The sequence below is a fragment of the Alcanivorax sp. HI0044 genome (genome assembly GCF_001634945.1).
The window spans coordinates 1-426 of record NZ_LWEZ01000791.1 but is presented as its reverse complement, the minus strand read 5'-3'; the positions used below and the strand labels follow the sequence as shown (position 1 = coordinate 426).

Sequence of the window (426 nt, the reverse complement as noted above, 5' to 3'; positions counted from 1 at the left end):
CGGGCGTGAGAAGAACGGGATACCCAACCGCCAGGTGGGGAGTGAATTGCACAACGCCGGCATCCCCGTGCGCTGGTGCAACACCCAGGGAGAACAATGCCATACCAAGATGCTGTTACGGCGCAGCGCCAACAGCGCCGCACTGATCCTTGGCTCCGCCAACTACACCCGGCGAAATCTGGATAACCTGAATCTGGAGAGTAGCGTGCGGCTGATCGCCGCCCCCGACCACGCCATCATGCAACAGGCCAGCGACACCTTTGAACGGCGCTGGGAAAACCGTTACGACGAAAAGCACAGCACCGACTATGCGGTGTATGCGGATGACTCGGTGTGGAAGTACTGGTTGTATCGGGGAATGGAATTCACTGGCTGGAGCAGTTTTTAAAGCAAGTTAAAAGGTGAAAGTTCAAAGTTTAAAGGCGC

1 protein-coding gene is annotated in these 426 nt (G+C 56.3%); it reads left to right on the top strand.

Translation table 11 applies throughout. The features are described 5' to 3' along the window. The coding region (locus A3730_RS09480) for a phospholipase D-like domain-containing protein (RefSeq protein WP_231883910.1) at nt 1–388 on the top strand (388 nt) is incomplete at its 5' end. Nucleotides 389–426: the final 38 nt, after the last annotated feature.